The 15512-nt window shown below is 60.0% G+C and carries 14 protein-coding genes and 2 pseudogenes; 4 read left to right on the top strand and 12 right to left on the bottom strand.

The features are described 5' to 3' along the window. A complete protein-coding gene (locus tag RPF88_RS07820) occupies positions 1-477 on the top strand; it encodes an Lrp/AsnC family transcriptional regulator (protein ID WP_064994330.1) in 477 nt (158 codons plus the stop codon). Between the two features lie 183 nt (positions 478-660). On the opposite strand, the gene RPF88_RS07825 is transcribed toward RPF88_RS07820, so the two are convergent. Both RPF88_RS07825 and RPF88_RS07830 read right to left on the bottom strand, forming a co-directional pair. Beyond that, a complete protein-coding gene (locus tag RPF88_RS07825) occupies positions 661-2037 on the bottom strand; it encodes an aspartate aminotransferase family protein (protein ID WP_224674304.1) in 1377 nt (458 codons plus the stop codon). 13 nt (positions 2038-2050) lie between these two features. Then, positions 2051-2890: a GNAT family N-acetyltransferase gene (locus RPF88_RS07830; protein ID WP_337122115.1), complete on the bottom strand. Its 840-nt coding sequence runs from the start codon at positions 2888-2890 to the stop codon at positions 2051-2053. Between the two features lie 323 nt (positions 2891-3213). Between RPF88_RS07830 and RPF88_RS07835 the strand changes: the two genes are divergently transcribed. Beyond that, a complete protein-coding gene (locus RPF88_RS07835) occupies positions 3214-3903 on the top strand; it encodes a haloacid dehalogenase type II (protein WP_064994327.1) in 690 nt (229 codons plus the stop codon). A 149-nt stretch (positions 3904-4052) separates the two neighbouring features. Here the strand turns inward: RPF88_RS07835 and RPF88_RS07840 are convergent, their stop codons facing one another. The 5 genes from RPF88_RS07840 to argE all read right to left on the bottom strand — a co-directional run bounded on the left by RPF88_RS07840 (position 4053) and on the right by argE (position 9255). Beyond that, positions 4053-5528 (bottom strand): NAD-dependent succinate-semialdehyde dehydrogenase, encoded by a 1476-nt coding sequence (locus RPF88_RS07840; RefSeq protein WP_064994326.1) that lies wholly within the window; start codon positions 5526-5528, stop codon positions 4053-4055. 20 nt (positions 5529-5548) lie between these two features. Next, on the bottom strand, positions 5549-6592 hold the full coding sequence (locus RPF88_RS07845) for a tartrate dehydrogenase (RefSeq protein WP_127366092.1): 1044 nt from the start codon (positions 6590-6592) through the stop codon (positions 5549-5551). A 226-nt stretch (positions 6593-6818) separates the two neighbouring features. Next, on the bottom strand, positions 6819-7175 hold the full coding sequence (locus tag RPF88_RS07850; protein WP_064994324.1) for a cupin domain-containing protein: 357 nt from the start codon (positions 7173-7175) through the stop codon (positions 6819-6821). A 15-nt stretch (positions 7176-7190) separates the two neighbouring features. Then, positions 7191-8114, bottom strand: coding sequence for a 2-hydroxyacid dehydrogenase (locus RPF88_RS07855; protein WP_064994323.1), 924 nt, complete (start codon positions 8112-8114; stop codon positions 7191-7193). 16 nt (positions 8115-8130) lie between these two features. Beyond that, positions 8131-9255 carry an acetylornithine deacetylase gene (gene argE, locus RPF88_RS07860; RefSeq protein WP_337122116.1) on the bottom strand — a complete coding sequence of 375 codons (1125 nt, stop codon included), beginning with the start codon at positions 9253-9255 and terminating at the stop codon, positions 8131-8133. Positions 9256-9483: 228 nt separating this feature from the next. Between argE and RPF88_RS07865 the strand changes: the two genes are divergently transcribed. Next, complete coding sequence (locus RPF88_RS07865) at positions 9484-10362, top strand: GNAT family N-acetyltransferase (RefSeq protein WP_337122117.1); 879 nt, start codon at positions 9484-9486, stop codon at positions 10360-10362. Positions 10363-10481: 119 nt separating this feature from the next. On the opposite strand, the pseudogene RPF88_RS07870 reads toward RPF88_RS07865, so the two are convergent. From RPF88_RS07870 to RPF88_RS07890, 5 genes and pseudogenes are all read right to left on the bottom strand, one after another. Continuing rightward, positions 10482-10595, bottom strand: a pseudogene (locus RPF88_RS07870) (IS21-like element helper ATPase IstB); the annotation flags it as partial. Between the two features lie 62 nt (positions 10596-10657). Then, a pseudogene (locus tag RPF88_RS33315) lies at positions 10658-11046 on the bottom strand (hypothetical protein). A gap of 232 nt (positions 11047-11278) precedes the next feature. Further along, the gene (locus tag RPF88_RS07880; protein ID WP_337122118.1) at positions 11279-11851 is read right to left on the bottom strand and encodes an NADPH-dependent FMN reductase; all 573 of its coding nucleotides are present in this window, start codon (positions 11849-11851) and stop codon (positions 11279-11281) included. 262 nt (positions 11852-12113) lie between these two features. Next, positions 12114-13124 carry a cytochrome d ubiquinol oxidase subunit II gene (cydB, locus tag RPF88_RS07885; protein ID WP_127366896.1) on the bottom strand — a complete coding sequence of 337 codons (1011 nt, stop codon included), beginning with the start codon at positions 13122-13124 and terminating at the stop codon, positions 12114-12116. After that, positions 13121-14524, bottom strand: a complete 1404-nt coding sequence (locus RPF88_RS07890) for a cytochrome ubiquinol oxidase subunit I (RefSeq protein ID WP_127370996.1) — start codon at positions 14522-14524, stop codon at positions 13121-13123. Before RPF88_RS07890 ends, cydB begins: the two co-directional genes overlap by 4 nt. Positions 14525-15228: 704 nt before the next feature. Between RPF88_RS07890 and RPF88_RS07895 the strand changes: the two genes are divergently transcribed. Next, on the top strand, positions 15229-15480 hold the full coding sequence (locus RPF88_RS07895) for a DUF982 domain-containing protein (protein ID WP_337122119.1): 252 nt from the start codon (positions 15229-15231) through the stop codon (positions 15478-15480). Positions 15481-15512: the final 32 nt, after the last annotated feature.

Raw genomic sequence — 15512 nt, forward strand, 5'->3', positions numbered from 1 at the left:
ATGAAACTCGACAAGATCGACATCAAGATCTTATCCCAACTGCAAAAGAACGGGCGGGTCACCAACGTCGAGCTTGCCGACCTGGTCAACCTTTCGCCGAGCCCTTGCCTGATGCGGGTGAAGAAGCTTCAGGCGGAAGGCTTCATTACCGGCTATTCCGCCCAGATCGACGTGTCCAAGCTCGGACAGACTCTAACGATCTTCACCGAGGTTACGCTCAAGCACCATCAACAAAACGACTTCGCGAGATTTCTCACCGCCATTCAGAAAGTTGATTCCGTCATCGAATGCCATCTGATTTCGGGCGGATACGATTACCTTGTGAAGTTCGTGACGGCGGGCATCAGCGAGTATCAGACTATCATGGAGCGCATGCTCGAATTGGATATCGGGATCGACAAATATTTCAGCTTCGTCGTGTTGAAGTCACCGATCGTGAAATCCCACTTGCCTCTCGACGTCATTTTCGACAGATAAAAAGGCCACCCCTGCAGTCTGGGACTGGCAAGCGGGCGCCATCGTTCGCTTCCGCTGCCCGTGTGCTACGGCGGAAGTCCGCCTAACTGCAACTTTCTTGGCACTTGACGGAATGCGGCAAGACCTGAGGATTTCCTTCAGGCCCCGCTCGCATGGATCGGGTGGCTTCACCCATGAAGACGATCATCCCTTCATCGCTTCCCGCACATCCTTGTCTTCGAGGGTTTGATCCAGCGTCATCCTGGTGCGTTCGAGGATTCCATCGATGTCGTCGTCCGTGCAGCAGAGCGGTGGCGCGAAGCCGAGTATGCCGCTGTTGAAGGCGCGAATGACAAGGCCGTTCCCCCACGCCCGGTCGAAGATGCGGCGCCCCGGATCGGCCGCCGCCGGCAGCGGTGTTTTGCGCTCCTTGTCCGTGACCAGCTCGATCGCAGCCAGCATGCCGCGACCGCGAATATCGCCAACCAGCGGGTGGTCTGCGAGCGAGCGGAGGCCCCTCATCAGTCGCTTCCCGGCCTTCCGACCGTTCTCGAGCAAGCCCTCTTCATAGAGACGCAGGCATTCCAGCCCGACCGCTGCGCTCACCGGATGGGCTGAGTAGGTATAGCCGTGGCCGACAGCCGCTTTGCCGGCTCCGTCCGCGATCGTATTGTAGACATGGTCGGTCATGAAGACGGCGCCCATCGGCACGTAGCCCGACGTCAGTCCTTTCGCTGTGGTCATCAGATCCGGCACGACCTCGTCCTCCTCACAGGCGAAAAGGGGACCGGTGCGGCCAAAAGCGGTGATGACCTCGTCGGCAACGAACAAGATGTCGTGTTCCTTGCATAGGGCATGCAGGGCCTTTAGCCAGCCAGCCGGCGGAACCAGGACACCGCCCGAACCCTGGATAGGTTCAGCGTAGAAGGCCGCGATGCGATCCGCGCCGAGCTCAGCGATTTTGGCCCGCAGCGCCGCGACCGATGCATCGATAATCGCCTGCGGGTTGGAACCGACCGGATTGCGATAGGCGTAGTGCGAGGGAATCTTGTGCTGCCAGTCATAAGGAACGCCGAAGCCCGCATGGAAAGCCGGCAGCGCGGTCAGACCTGCGCCAACCGTAGAGGATCCATGGTAGCCATGCCCGACCGAGATAAATTGGTCTTTTCGCGGCGTCCCCTTGGCGTGATAAAAATAGCGAATGAAACGGATGGTGCTGTCTATCGCGTCGGACCCGCCCAGCGTGAAATAGACATGGTTCAGATCGCCAGGCGCCAATTCGGCAAGCCGGGCGGCAAGACGAATGGCCGGCTCAGACCCCAGCCCGAAATATCCCGTCGCATAAGGAAGCTCTCTTAGCTGCTTGGCCGCTGCCTCGACGACGCTTTCCTGCCCGTATCCGATGTTTACACACCAGAGACCCGCGAACCCGTCCAGCAAGGTTTTCCCGCTTGCCTCGGTCACTGTAGCGCCCTTGGCGGATTTGAGCACGCGCACACCCGTCTCTTCGTGGCTCCGATAGCATGAAAACGGGTGAACCAGGTGCGCACGGTCGAGTTCGATCAGGGAGTTTGCAAGCATTTCTTCCTCCGGTTCAGCCTAGCGCCTGACTAACGAGCGCATAAGTTTGGTGTGACCTGATTTCGACTTTCGGCTCGTCTGCGATTCGTCGCATCGTTACGCCACCGCCGACGTGGGCCAGGCCGCGACGGATGAGCCACTCGCCGAGAGCCGTGGATTCGTTGGTGTCGATGCGGACAAACTCGCCCGCACTGTCGGCCAGCAGGAAGTCGATCAGGCATCTCGCTTCGTGCAGCGTCCTCGCCACCACCGGCCCAATGACCAGCCCTCGACCAAAACGACGAATTGCGGCAAACGCCTGGACATCGCCTGCATCGCGAATGACGGCGAACTTCGCCCGCTCGCACAACGAGTTCATGAGTGCCGACCGGTCGTGACCAAACGCGGCGCAATCCAGAGCGACAAGGCGCGCGTGGTCGCCGTCCTCGCCCCATGACACATGTGCCGGTGCATCTGCAGACGGCGCCATGCCCTGGTGCTGCACGATCTTGCCGGTCACGACAAATCCCAGCTTCTCGTAGAGTGGGAGCCCTTCCTGCGTAGCCACCAAATAGCAAGTGCGCTCGCCTGCCTTGGTAAGCGCCTCCTCCATCAGCTTGCGCCCGAGCCCGCGACCGCGCATTGCGGCATCGACGATGACCATGTTGACGCTGGCGGCATCGTCGCCATAGGGCGTCATCAGAATCGTCCCCACCACGCGTCCTTCCTCCTGGACAACGAGACCTTGGCTGAGCGACTGCATCAGCTCCCAGTCTTCACGACGGTGCGGCCATCCAACATGACGTGACAATTCGACAGCATCGTTCAAATGCTCGGTTGTCATCGTTTTGAACGTGACTCGCCCTGGGGTCATGGGTCGTTTCCCGGCCTGAATTCTTCAATGCAAAGTTAGGCTGCGGCCGACAGCAGTTCCTCCCGACGCGTACCGGTGAGCTAGGTGTTTTGACTTTCCTTTGCCGCCGGCGCCGCATCTTATGCCGACGAGCCGGCGGGCGAGGGAAGCGCCTGGCAAGCTCGGAACCACGTCGTGCGCAACTCTCTGCCAAAGCCCTGCCACGATACAAAACAATCTGCTTCAAGCGGCAGAGAATGCGGCGACTAGTCCTTTTCGCTGCTCGTTATGATCCTTGTCGTTAAAGGCACGCGGTGCCGCCAGGATTGGAAGGATAGACGCCAATGACCCGTTTCAGACCGAAATACATCACCTTCGATTGCTACGGTACGCTGACCAACTTCGACATGGCCGGCGCGGCAAGACGAGTTTACGGTGCGGAACTCTCCCCAGCCGTAATGACGCAGTTCATCAAGGATTTCTCGGCCTATCGCCTCGATGAGGTTCTTGGCGCTTGGAAGCCCTATAGCGAGGTCGTGCACAATTCCGTGGAGCGCGCCTGCAAGCGCAACAATGTGACGTTCCGGCCTGAGGATGCCCAGCGCATTTATTCGGAAATACCGACATGGGGTCCGCACCCGGATGTCCCGGCGGGACTGGCCAAGGTCGCCAAGGAAATCCCACTGGTGATCCTGTCGAATTCCATGAAGAGCCTGATCATGTCGAACGTTGAGAAGCTCGGCGTACCCTTCCACATGGTCATCACGGCCGAGGAGACCGGCACCTACAAGCCGCATATGAAGGGCTTCGAGTACATGTTCGACAAGCTCGGCTGCGGCCCGGAAGACATTACGCATGTGTCGTCCTCATTCCGCTACGATCTCATGACCGCCTATGATCTTGGCATCAAGAGCAAGGTCTGGGTGAATCGCGGCCACGAACCCGCGAACCCATACTACGAGTACAGTGAAATCAAGGATATCGGCGGGCTGGCCGGCGCCGTCGGGCTGGAGCCCGTTCGCGAATTCGCCTGAGCGTCTGTTGCTGGTGCAGTCGCGCCAGGGTGAGGCACTCCCACCACGTTAATGATCACTGGTCGCAATACAGAGAAAGGGGCGGTTTTCACCGCCCCTTTCTTGTTGTTCCACGCTTTGGAAGGTGTTTCCACCTGCTTGCAACAGAACTAGTTAAGCCCGCCAACATGAAGCGTCTTGACCTCGAGATATTCCTCGATGCCGAGCTGCGATCCTTCGCGCCCCACCCCTGACTGCTTGACACCGCCGAAAGGCGCTACTTCGGTCGAGATCATGCCCGTGTTGAGCCCAACCATACCGAACTCCAGGGCCTCGGCAACACGCCATGACCGCTTGAGATTTTCGGTGTAGAAGTAGGCGGCAAGGCCGAAGGGCGTACCGTTCGCGATCGCAATGGCCTCGTCCTCCGTTTCGAAGCGAAAAAGCGGCGCCACCGGGCCGAACGTCTCTTCCGATGCCAGCAGCATCTCGGTAGTAGCCTCTCCCAGCACGATGGGCCGTGCATATTGCTTGCCGTCCGGCACCGTCTCGCTCTGGGCGATGATCCGCGCGCCTTTCGCCTGTGCATCCGCGATGTGACGCTCGATCTTGTCGATGGCGGCCGCATTGATCATCGGGCCAATCTCCGTTCCGTCGTCGGTCCCCGCGCCAACCTTCATTCGGTTGACGCGCTGGCTCAGCTTTTCTGCGAAAGCATCGTAAACGCCCGCCTGCACGAGAATCCGGTTCGCACAGACGCAGGTTTGACCGCCATTGCGGAACTTGGATGCGATCACCCCCTCGACTGCATTGCCCAGATCGGCGTCATCAAAGACGATAAAGGGCGCGTTGCCGCCGAGCTCGAGGCTGAGCCGCTTGATGCTATCGGCCGCGCCACGCATGAGCAGCGCTCCGACGCGGGTCGAGCCGGTGAACGAGATCTTGCGCACCGTCTCGTTGGCCATCAGTTCGTTGCCGATTTCAATGGGCATGCCGGTCACAATGTTGATCACGCCGGCAGGAATACCCGCCCGTTCCGCCAGTACGCCGAGCGCCAGCGCCGAAAATGGCGTGAATTCCGACGGCTTGATGACAACCGTGCAACCCGCGGCCAGCGCCGGCGCCACCTTGCGCGTAATCATCGCGTTAGGGAAATTCCATGGCGTGATGATTGCGCAGACGCCAACGGCCTCCTTCAGCACCAGAATGCGGCGATCGGGCGTGGGAGACGGAATGGTCGAGCCACCGATCCGGCGTGCTTCTTCGGCGAACCATTTCACGAAGGAGGCGCCATAGCGGATTTCACCGCGTGCTTCTGCCAGAGGCTTGCCCTGTTCCAGCGTCAGCAGCAACGCCAGGTCCTCTTCATTTTCCAGTATCAGGCTGTGCCAGCGCTCCAGAAGCGCTCCGCGTTCGGCATGGGTCCTGGCCTTCCAGTCCTTGAACGCCGCCTGCGCTGCATCTATTGCAGCCCTTGTCTCATCCCGGCCCATGTCGGGCACGGTTCCAAGCACTTCCAGACTGGCCGGATCGATCACATCGACAGTCGCGTTGCTGTGCGCATGCTGCCAGACGTCGCCAATGAGGCCACGCTGGCGAAACAGGTCCGCACCCTTCAGGAAACCAATCTTCGTTATTGCGTTCATGGTTCTTTTCCTCTGCTCTTTCAGCTTAATCCTGCCAGCACGGCCTGCGTGATTGCTTCAGTCGTGTCCTTGCCTGCAATCGTGCCTATCCCGCGTGCGGTTGCGGACTCGATCGCCGACATCACTTCGGCCGCGGCCTGCCCCTCGCCCAGATGACCGAGCATCATCGCACCGGACCAGATCGCGGCGATCGGATTGGCGATGCCGAGATGCGCGATGTCAGGCGCCGAACCGTGGACCGGCTCGAACATCGAAGGCGCGCTGCGATCGGGATTGATATTGGCGGAGGCGGCGTAACCCAGCCCGCCCTGAATGGCCGCTCCAATATCCGTGAGGATGTCGCCAAAAAGATTCGAGGCGACGATCACGTCGAGGCTTTCAGGCGCCAGGACCATGCGGGCGGCAATGGCGTCGACGTGGTAGTGCGAGACCTCCACATCGGCATAGTCTTTCGCCACCTCACGCGTGACCTCATCCCAAAAAACCATGGAATGTTTCTGCGCGTTGGATTTGGTGACGGATGCGAGCTTCTTGCGGCGCGTCCGCGCCTGTTCGAAACCGAAACGGAGGATTCTTTCGACACCCTCACGTGTGAAGATTGCCGTCTCGATCGCGACCTCATTGGCCGTTCCGGAATGAATGCGCCCACCAGCGCCGCAGTATTCGCCTTCCGTGTTCTCCCGGATGCACAGTATATCGAAACCATCACGGCGAAGAGGTCCCTGAACGCCTGGCAACAGCCTGTGCGGCCGTATGTTGGCATACTGCGTGAACCCTTTGCGGATCGGCAGGAGCAGTCCGTGAAGCGATACGGAGTCGGCCACCTTTGCTGGCCATCCCACAGCGCCGAGGTAGATTGCATCGAACTTCCGCAGCATCTCGACGCCGTCAGGGGGCATCATCGCACCGGTTTCCAGATAGTAGGCGCACGACCATGGGAACCTTGTATCCTCAAGGGCGAAGCCGCCTCGCTTTGCTGCAGCCTGCAGCACCTCCCATCCAGCCTCGGTCACCTCCTTGCCGATGCCGTCGCCTGGGATGTGCCCTATCGTGTAAGCCTTCATTGATATCCTCCTGGAGACCGATGGGTACCGAAAGTCGCAGCTTGCTCAACACGGCAGCGACATGCGGCGTCTCGCACCTGGTTTTGGAACAGTAGTCGACAGCGCGCCGTATTTTCCGCCGAGGATGAGCCGCCCGACGGCGTCGAATCGCGTCGGGCGGGACTTGGAGAGTGGATTGTTCTGGAACCGGCGCGCGCGCTATTCGGCCAGACCTTGAGCGTTGAGCTCAGTCATAGACGCTGACGTAGATCTTGCGCACGGTTTCGATCGTGCGCCAGACGCCGACAAAGCCGGGCTTCATCACAAAACTGTCGCCGCTGCGGTAAGTCTTGGTCTCACCGCCCGTCTCCTCGATCTCGACGAGGCCCGAAACGATGTGGCAGAACTCGCAGGTCGTGCCCTTGATAGAATGCGTCTCGCCAGGCGTCGCCTCCCAGACGCCGGTCAGAACCTTCTCGCCTTTCGAAGCATCCTGCGCCCAAGTCTTGAAGGATGGATTGCCGGAGATGAGCCGCTCTGGAGCCGGCAATGCCTGCTTCGGCGCGAAGGCTGGATCTGTGTCGATCGTGATCAGAAGTGACATTTTATGTTTTCCTGGTTAGTAGCCGCGTGTCCGATCGACGAGGCCGATCAGTTCTTCTCCGGCGCGGTGGCGCCGGATGTTGTCCACGACGGATTGCGCCGCGGAATCTGCTTGCGTTACGGAAGCGATGTGCGGCGTGATCGCCACCTTCGGGTGCCGCCAGAGCGGATGGCCGTCCGGCAGTGGCTCGGGATCGGTGACATCGAGCATTGCGGCGGTGAGGTGCCCGCTATCGAGAGCCTGGACAAGGGCGGTTTGGTCTAGCTGCGGCCCGCGGCCGACATGCAACAATCTCGCCCCAGCCGGCAGGAGGGAAAAGAGTTCCGCATCGAGGATGCCACGCGTTTCTTTCGTCAGCGGCAGCAGGCAGACGAGAATATCCGTGCGCGCGAGGAAACCGGCAAGCTGGTCCGCGCCATAAAAGCAGGTCACCCCTTCGATCTCCTTCCTGCTTCGGCTCCAGGCGGCAAGGGGAAAGCGAAACGGCAGCAATCGCTCGATAGCTGCCTGCGCCAGCATGCCGAGGCCAAGAAACCCAACCCGGCGTTCGGTCGCTTGCGGAGCGGCAAGACCCCGCCACGCTTGGCGCTTCTGCTGTTCACGATACGCCACCATATCCCGGTGGAGGCTCAGCACGCCAAGAACGACATATTCCTGCATCATGCGAATGATGCCGTCCTCGACCATGCGCACCAGCTTCACCTGCCGAGGCAGGCTTTCACGGTTGAACTGGTCGACGCCGGCGCCGAGCGAAAACAGCAATTCGAGATTGCGATAGCGCGCGAGATCATCTGGCGCCGTCCAGGTCAGGAGGTAGCGCACCTCCTCCGGGTCGAAACATTCGCTGCTGTGGAACAATTCGACGTCCGGTAGTTCGCGTGCGAAAGCCTTGCGGAAGACCGCTGCGCGCACCGGGTCGGAATTGAAAAGAAAAGCCATGAACCGCCCTTTCCTGCTATCCGGCAAGGCGCGTGGCGAGACGCTCGATCATGCTCTGGCAGGCAGCAAGTTCGCCGGTCTCGATATATTCATTGGCACGGTGAGCCCGGATGATGTCGCCGGGGCCGCAGATGATCGCGTCGATGCCGGCCTGCTGATAAAGGCCAGCTTCCGTTCCGTAGCTCACCGCAGACAGGGGCTGACGCCCCGTCAACTCGGCCAGAAGGGCCGCCAAACCACTCTCCTGCGGGAGCGAAAGCCCCGGATACGCACTCAGCTCATGCCAAGCCACTTCAAAGCCGCTGTCGCGTAGAGCCGTCAGTTGGGTCTTTACCGGCTCGAGCAGGGATCTCGGCGAAACACCTGGCACGGCACGGACCTCGATATCGGCGGTGCAGCGATCGGGGATGATGTTGACGGATTGGCCGCCGGCGATGACACCAACCTGCAATGACGAGTATGGAGGCGCGAAATCCGTGTCGAATGGCCCGATCGCAAGGGTCTGGCCATAGGCCACGATCTGCGTGACGAGACCAGCCATTGCATGCACGGCATTCAGTCCCAGCTCGGGCCGTGAAGAATGGCCGGACCGTCCGATCACTTCGAGCCGCACGGCCGCCTTGCCTTTGTGTGCCCGCACGGCTTCCATCCGGCTCGGCTCACCGATAATCGCGCCAAGCGGCTTCTCGCACAGGCTTGGCAGCGCGGCGATGAGATGCGGCACGCCACGGGCACCTGCCTCCTCGTCATAGGAGAATGCGAGATGAATTGGCCGTGGCAAGTTCATCGCCGCGAGCCGCGGCACCGCGGCCAGCACGCAGGCGAGAAACCCCTTCATGTCGGAGGTGCCCCGACCGTGAAGCCTGGCGCCGTCTTGGCGCAGGACAAACGGATCCGAGTGCCATTCCAGTTCACCGGCCGGCACGACATCCATGTGGCCCGACAAGATGTAGCCGCGGGCATGCCGAGCTCCGATTGTGACAAACAGGTTGGACCGGTCGCCTTCCGGGCCGCGAAGGACCGTCACCTCAGCTCCGGCCGCCTCGCAATATTCACGCACCCAATCGACGATCGCGCCATTGGGCGCGCCCACGACCGAGGGGAACGCGATCAGCCTCGCAAGAATTTCTTCGACATTCACAGGGCGCCGCTCCACTCGCAGTTCGCTGGATGCAACAAGTGTGGCAGCAGGCGAGAGCATTCCGTGCCGAATGAAGGTATGCTTTGGCCGAAGATTTCGAATATTGGCCCGGAACCAGCGAAACCTGCTGGCTTTCGGGTGCAATCATGGGGCAAAAGACGGCTGCGGCACGTCAGCGAGGACGGGTCGCGACCGTGGGACTTGGAAAAAGGGAGCAGGTCGACTGAAATGCAGAGATCAGTGCGCCTGAAGTCTTTCGAACTGGTCGCGCGGGACATCGACGAAGTCGATGTCAATCTGCTCCACGCGCTCTCGATCTCGGTTCGCTGGCCGCATCGGCCGAAGGACTGGGACACTCTGCGCCGCGCGGGCCGCGGCATCGTTGCCGTAGACGGCATCGGGCGCGTTTTCGGCAGCGCGATGTGGTTTCCGCAAGGGGACGATTTCGCCACCATCGGCGTAGTGATCACAACGCCCCGCACACAAGCGCAAGGCGGCGGTCGATGGCTCATGGACCAGGTGCTCGAGCAGTGTGGCGATCGCAATTTGGCGCTCAACGCCACCCATGCCGCCTATCCCCTCTATGTCTCACTCGGTTTCACGACCGAAGGAATCGTATTCATGCACCAAGGAGAGATTCCGCCTGCACTCCCTGCCCTGCCAGCCTTGGACGGGGAATTGCAGGCGCTGCCGAGCGACAGGCTGAAGGAGATCATGGGGCTCGACAGACGAGCGTTTGGGACAGACCGCGCCAGCCTGCTCGCATTGCTTTCAGCGAATGCCTCTATTTGCACTTTGAGCCGTGGCGGCGAGATCGTCGGCTATTCCATGTGTCGCGAATTCGGACGTGGCTACGTGATCGGCCCGATGATCGCGCGCAGCGATCTGGACGCGGTCCATCTTACAGCCATCCATCTGAGAAATCTTGCAGGACGCTTCGTCCGAGTCGATACGCGGGAGAAAGAAGGCATGTTTGCCGCGTTTCTCGACCAGTGCGGCCTTGGCATTGCCGAGACCGTTACGACCATGTCCAAAGGGCGCCGATTCCTGAACCGGGAAGAAAACGGGCCGTGGGTTTATGGATTGGCTGGCCACGCATTGAGTTGACTGCGGCACCACAATGCGACCGAAAGGCGCCAACCGCGTGGCCGTGCGCGCAGGCGAGCGAGTGTAGGAGACCAGCGCCCGCCGAATAGGCGGCGTTCTGGTCGCTGGCGTTAAAGACGCAATTGGCCACCGGATTGGGCGGAGGAGAGATAGCCGAGTTCATCGAACACGACGAAGTCGAGCCGGGTCAGTTGATCGGCAATTTTGCCTTGGCGGCCGTCGCGGGTCTCGGATGACGACATTGAAGAAGCGGCCGCGAGCGTTAGGAAGGTGGCTAATGCCGCCTAACGCTCGCTTAGGAACGCCAACCATCCCGGCCGAAGTGACCGGAACTACGGAGCTTCGCTAGCAGGATGCTGGCTGTTCCGCGGTGATCAACCTTTGCTTGCTCACTCAGCGGAAACGCATTCCAGTCAGCCAATTCTGCCACCAAAGTAGCGGTGTCCCCGTTACCGATGCGCATCTAAGTTGTCCGTTCATCCCATCACGATTATAGCTGTGCCGACTACGCCATGGCAGCTATCTACTGAACGTAGGTATCGCCGTCGACGCGAAAATCGAACAGAACCGACCCATCGGTTTTTTCCGCGGCGTCAGCCACACGATCATAGAACGGTCGATTGAGGCCCTCGATGTTGCCGAGTGACTGTTCAAACAAGGCCGATCTACATGCTCCGCCACCATAGCTGTGAGAGTGCGCGCCGGCTGGCCCAATGGGCAAGCCGCCACGGCTGATTATCCACACCAGCCATCCCTGGTCCTTTTCATAAGCGACAAGACGACCGTTAACAGAGGGGGGTCTGTCAGGCCGAAATCCCGATAGCGATCACGCCCGGATCCAATGCGGTGTTGCAAAAGGCAGCAAGCAGGCCCCCTCCCCTCCGGATCGAAGCCGTCTAGGGGCTCCGTGACAACATCAGGCATCCTTGGGAAGCACCTGAAGGACCCGTGCGATGAAAATATGGAACTCGGCCATGTAGTTGAGCAAGAATTCCTGCGTGGATTCGACTGTGACTTCGCCGCCGTCCGTGATCAGGCCCGGCGTGAACTGAATGTAGGCTTCCGGAGCGTTCATCTGCGGGGAGTTGCAGAAGCTAAGCACGCTTCGCAGGCTTTGCTGGGCCACGGCGGTCCCTATGGTTCCGGGCGAGGTCCCAATGACAGCTGAGGGCTTGCGGGCGAACGAGTTCTTGCCATAAGGGCGGCTGGCCCAGTCGATTGCGTTCTTCAACCCACCTGGGATCGAGCGGTTATACTCGGGCGTTATGAAAAGGACTGCCTCCACCGCGGCGATAGAGTCTTTGAAAGCGCGCGCGACAGGTGGAAAGTCAGCATCGTAGTCGTAGCTGTAGAGCGGCAAATCCTTGAAGGAAATCTCCGACATTTCAAGCTCTGGTGGAGCAAGCTGCACTAGTGCTTTTGCCAGCTTGCGATTGATCGATGCCGTGGCGAGGCTACCAATCAGATAGCCGACTTTGTGCGTGGTCATCAGGCACTCCCATATTGCCGCCCCCAAACAGTATCTGCTCAGTCAAAGTCGGACACCAGCACATTTAGGCAAGCGGCTGGATTCACTGCTGCAGGTTCACGACGCGATGAAGCGAACATCGGAAGAGCGGGTACCTGCGCTGTTGGTTCGTAGCGACAGGTTGCGGACTTTAGGTGACGTCAACGGAATGTGCCACACCGCAGCTCACAGTCTCATTTGAGCTGCCGACCACCAAGCGGCTGAGTGGATCCGCACAACGAAATCAATGATATCCGACATCTGTACGGACCTTGCCGCGAAACACCCAATAAGACCAGCCAGTGTACATCAGGATCACCGGCAGCAACACAAGCGTGCCAACAAGCAGGAAGGCTTGTGTGCGCTCGGACGAAGCCGATTCCCAAAGCGTGAAATGATAAGGAACAATCATCGGAAAGAGGCTGATCGCGATACCGACGTAAGAGAGCATGAAAAGGCCGATGGCGCCGATGAAGGGCTTTATCTCACTTGCGCTGTCCAGCACCCGCCACGTGAAGAATGCCACCGCCGCGGTCGCTACGGGCACCGGGGCCAAATATAGAACATTGGGCCAGGCAAACCAGCGCGAGGCGATGGCCTCGCTCATGAATGGGGTCCAGATGCTGACCAAGCCGATACCGATGAGGACGCCAACAAGGCACACGCGGCCGTGCCGACGCGCTGTTTCCTGTACCGCTCCGTTTGTCTTTAAGATCAGCCAGCCGGCGCCCAAAAGCCCATAGCCGAACAGAAGGGCAAAGCCGGTCAAAAGCGAGAACGGCGTCAGAAAGTCGAAAGACCCTCCGGAGAACTGCCTGCCAGTGACCTCGAAACCCTGAATGAAGGCGCCGAGCACGACCCCTTGAGCAAAGGTGGCCACGGCCGAGCCATAGCAGAAACCGTGGTCCCAGAAGGTCTTGTGCTCGGCATCGCGGAAGCGGAACTCGAACGCCACGCCACGGAACACCAGCGCCAGCAGCATGACGAGGATGGGAAAATACACCGCGGGAATGATGATGGCGAAGGCAAGCGGAAACGCCGCAAGAAGCCCCAGGCCGCCCAGCACCAGCCAGGTCTCGTTGCCGTCCCAGATCGGAGCGATCGAATTCATGATCGTGTTGCGGGACGCCGTGTCGGGCGCGAAGCCGTAAAGCATGCCGACGCCAAGGTCGAAGCCGTCCAGAAGCACGTAGAAGAACACCGCCATGCCGAGGATCAGCGTCCATATCGGTACGAAATCGAGAACCTGGCTCATCGCACTTCCCCCTCTCGAAGTTCGACCGCTCCGGCTCGGACCGGCGCCTCTGGCCTGCCCCCTTCGATCTCAGCGCCCTCATCGGCGACGATGGATGGGCCTTTGCGCACGATGCGCAGCATCAGGAAGAGGCCCGCAGGATAGATGATGAGATAGACGGCGATGTAGCCAAGCAGCGAGATCACAACATCGGACCTCGTCAGCGACGGTGTCACCGATTCCGCCGTACGCAGAAGGCCGTAGACCGTCCAGGGCTGGCGTCCGACCTCGGTGGTGATCCAACCTGCGATAACTGCCACGAAGCCGATGGGCGCCGCGATCTGAGTGAGCGTGAGAAAAGCCCGCGAAGTGTCCAGCCGGCCGCGCCAGCGAAGCCATCCGCCAAAGAGGACGAGGCCGAGCATCAGCAGGCCGCAGCCGACCATGATGCGGAAGGCGAAGAATGGGATCGCGACGGGCGGACGCTGATCGGCCGGAAAGTCCTTAAGGCCCTTGATCTCGCCGTCAAGCTGGTGGGTTAGGATGAGGCTCCCAAGCCATGGAAGGTCGATGGCAAATCGGTTGCGCTCGCCCTTGTCGTCGGGAATAGCGAACAGGGTCAGTGGCACCTGCCGCGCGGTTTCCCAACGCGCTTCGATTGCAGCCAGCTTTGCCGGCTGGTGCTCAAGCGTGTTCAGACCATGTTGGTCGCCGATGAAAATCTGGAGTGGGACCAGCACTGTAAGCAGCCAGAGCGTCATCGACAGCATCGTTCGCCCTTCCGCGGCCGACCTCCCCCGACGCATCAGATAGGCGCCGACGCCCATGACGACGAAGCCGGTCGTGACGAAGAAGGCGACGACGGTGTGCGCCAACCGGTAGGGAAAGGAAGGATTGAAGACCACCTTGAACCAGTCGGTCGGGAAGAACCGGCCGTCGATGATCTCGTAGCCAGCCGGCGTCTGCATCCAGCTATTTGCCGACAGGATCCAGAAGGAAGAAAGCAAAGTTCCCAGTGCCACCATCAGTGCCGCGACAAAATGCGCCCAGCGTGGCACCAACTGCCGTCCGAACAGAAGGACGCCAAGGAAGGCCGCCTCCAGGAAGAACGCCGTCAGGCCCTCATAGGCGAAAAGCGGTGAAAGGACATTGGCGGTCGCGTCGGAAAAGCGGCTCCAGTTCGTGCCGAACTGGAAAGGCATGACAACGCCTGTGACGACGCCCATGCCGAAAGCAATCGAGAATATTTTGATCCAGAACGTCGAGATGCGGAGATAGATGTCCCTTCCGGTGAAGAAATTGAGGCCTTCCAGCATCGCGATGAACGCGGCCAATCCTACAGTAATAGCCGGCAGCAGGATGTGCCAGCCGATCACCCAGGCAAATTGCAGTCGCGACAGGAATACAGGATCAAAATCCATTACTCGTCTCTCCCGATGCCAAGCTGGTGAGAATCACTTCATATGCCGCAGCAGCCGCCACAGAGATCACGCCTCGATTCAAAGCCGTGATCAAGCTATAGAAATTGGCGTCGGTGTCGATACAAGGATTGGAAACCGCTCTTCTGTCTGGCCGTCAACCTCGAACCAGACCACCAAATATACCCTGGTAAGCCTTTCGACGGAGACAGCCAAAGGAGTTGTCCAGCGGCTGCTGCGTCGAAATGTGACAGTCGGGGCGCCTCCCGTTCGCGACTGCAAAGAATTGATCGCAAGGCCGACTGTCGAAGCCGGCAACTTGGAGCGGATTTGCTGGGATTCAGTCCTGCAACTGCACTATGCGAGATATGGCCGAAGTTCCGTCCAGCCTTGCGGAAACCGTTCCTTAGCCTGTACGTCGGTGAGCGAGATGATGATCGGCTGACCCGGCGGCCCCTGTTCACCGAGGCTGTACAGGCAAGGCTGCGACCGACCCCCGGTGCACGACCCGGTTGCTTAGTGACCCGGCAACTGTGCTGCTAATACGGGCATGGTGCTGATTTGCGCCCGCGACCCGCCGCCAAGGTGGGTTTTTCATTTCGGCGCCATACTCACACACCCTGGTTTCACGCAAGGGTGATGCCGGTTGATGAAACTTCCCCCGAGGAAGCGCGTTGCGTGGGTTCAGCCAATCCGAGGCCCGTCCCATGTATTGGTCTTCCAAGCCACTGTCTGTCGCCACCGCCATAAGCGGCGACATCCGAAACCTTATGAACACTCGGCAAGCTTTTGACCTGCTCAACGGTCATTGGCGCAGTGAAAGAAGCGACAAGCACCGATCTGTGAAACCGGCGTGCCGACAGGCCTTGAACGGCAGTGTTCCCGCCGACGTCGCAAGAAATGCGTTCATCGACGCAGCGCGGGAAGCGCACATGTTGGTCGATTGTGCGAACCAATAGACAATGCCGGGATGGACCATTTCCCGCCACTA

Origin of the sequence: Mesorhizobium sp. ISC11, from assembly GCF_037162595.1 — a bacterium.
In the GTDB taxonomy this organism is placed as follows: domain Bacteria; phylum Pseudomonadota; class Alphaproteobacteria; order Rhizobiales; family Rhizobiaceae; genus Mesorhizobium; species Mesorhizobium ciceri.

What these genes read in the sequence shown, in the direction of transcription:
- RPF88_RS07820 (WP_064994330.1), top strand. Translation starts at nt 1, where the DNA reads ATGAAACTCGACAAGATCGACATCAAGATCTTATCCCAACTGCAAAAG.
- RPF88_RS07825 (WP_224674304.1), bottom strand. Translation starts at nt 2,037, where the DNA reads ATGCTTGCAAACTCCCTGATCGAACTCGACCGTGCGCACCTGGTTCAC.
- RPF88_RS07830 (WP_337122115.1), bottom strand. Translation starts at nt 2,890, where the DNA reads ATGACCCCAGGGCGAGTCACGTTCAAAACGATGACAACCGAGCATTTG.
- RPF88_RS07835 (WP_064994327.1), top strand. Translation starts at nt 3,214, where the DNA reads ATGACCCGTTTCAGACCGAAATACATCACCTTCGATTGCTACGGTACG.
- RPF88_RS07840 (WP_064994326.1), bottom strand. Translation starts at nt 5,528, where the DNA reads ATGAACGCAATAACGAAGATTGGTTTCCTGAAGGGTGCGGACCTGTTT.
- RPF88_RS07845 (WP_127366092.1), bottom strand. Translation starts at nt 6,592, where the DNA reads ATGAAGGCTTACACGATAGGGCACATCCCAGGCGACGGCATCGGCAAG.
- RPF88_RS07850 (WP_064994324.1), bottom strand. Translation starts at nt 7,175, where the DNA reads ATGTCACTTCTGATCACGATCGACACAGATCCAGCCTTCGCGCCGAAG.
- RPF88_RS07855 (WP_064994323.1), bottom strand. Translation starts at nt 8,114, where the DNA reads ATGGCTTTTCTTTTCAATTCCGACCCGGTGCGCGCAGCGGTCTTCCGC.
- RPF88_RS07865 (WP_337122117.1), top strand. Translation starts at nt 9,484, where the DNA reads ATGCAGAGATCAGTGCGCCTGAAGTCTTTCGAACTGGTCGCGCGGGAC.
- RPF88_RS07880 (WP_337122118.1), bottom strand. Translation starts at nt 11,851, where the DNA reads ATGACCACGCACAAAGTCGGCTATCTGATTGGTAGCCTCGCCACGGCA.
- cydB (WP_127366896.1), bottom strand. Translation starts at nt 13,124, where the DNA reads ATGAGCCAGGTTCTCGATTTCGTACCGATATGGACGCTGATCCTCGGC.
- RPF88_RS07890 (WP_127370996.1), bottom strand. Translation starts at nt 14,524, where the DNA reads ATGGATTTTGATCCTGTATTCCTGTCGCGACTGCAATTTGCCTGGGTG.
- RPF88_RS07895 (WP_337122119.1), top strand. Translation starts at nt 15,229, where the DNA reads ATGTATTGGTCTTCCAAGCCACTGTCTGTCGCCACCGCCATAAGCGGC.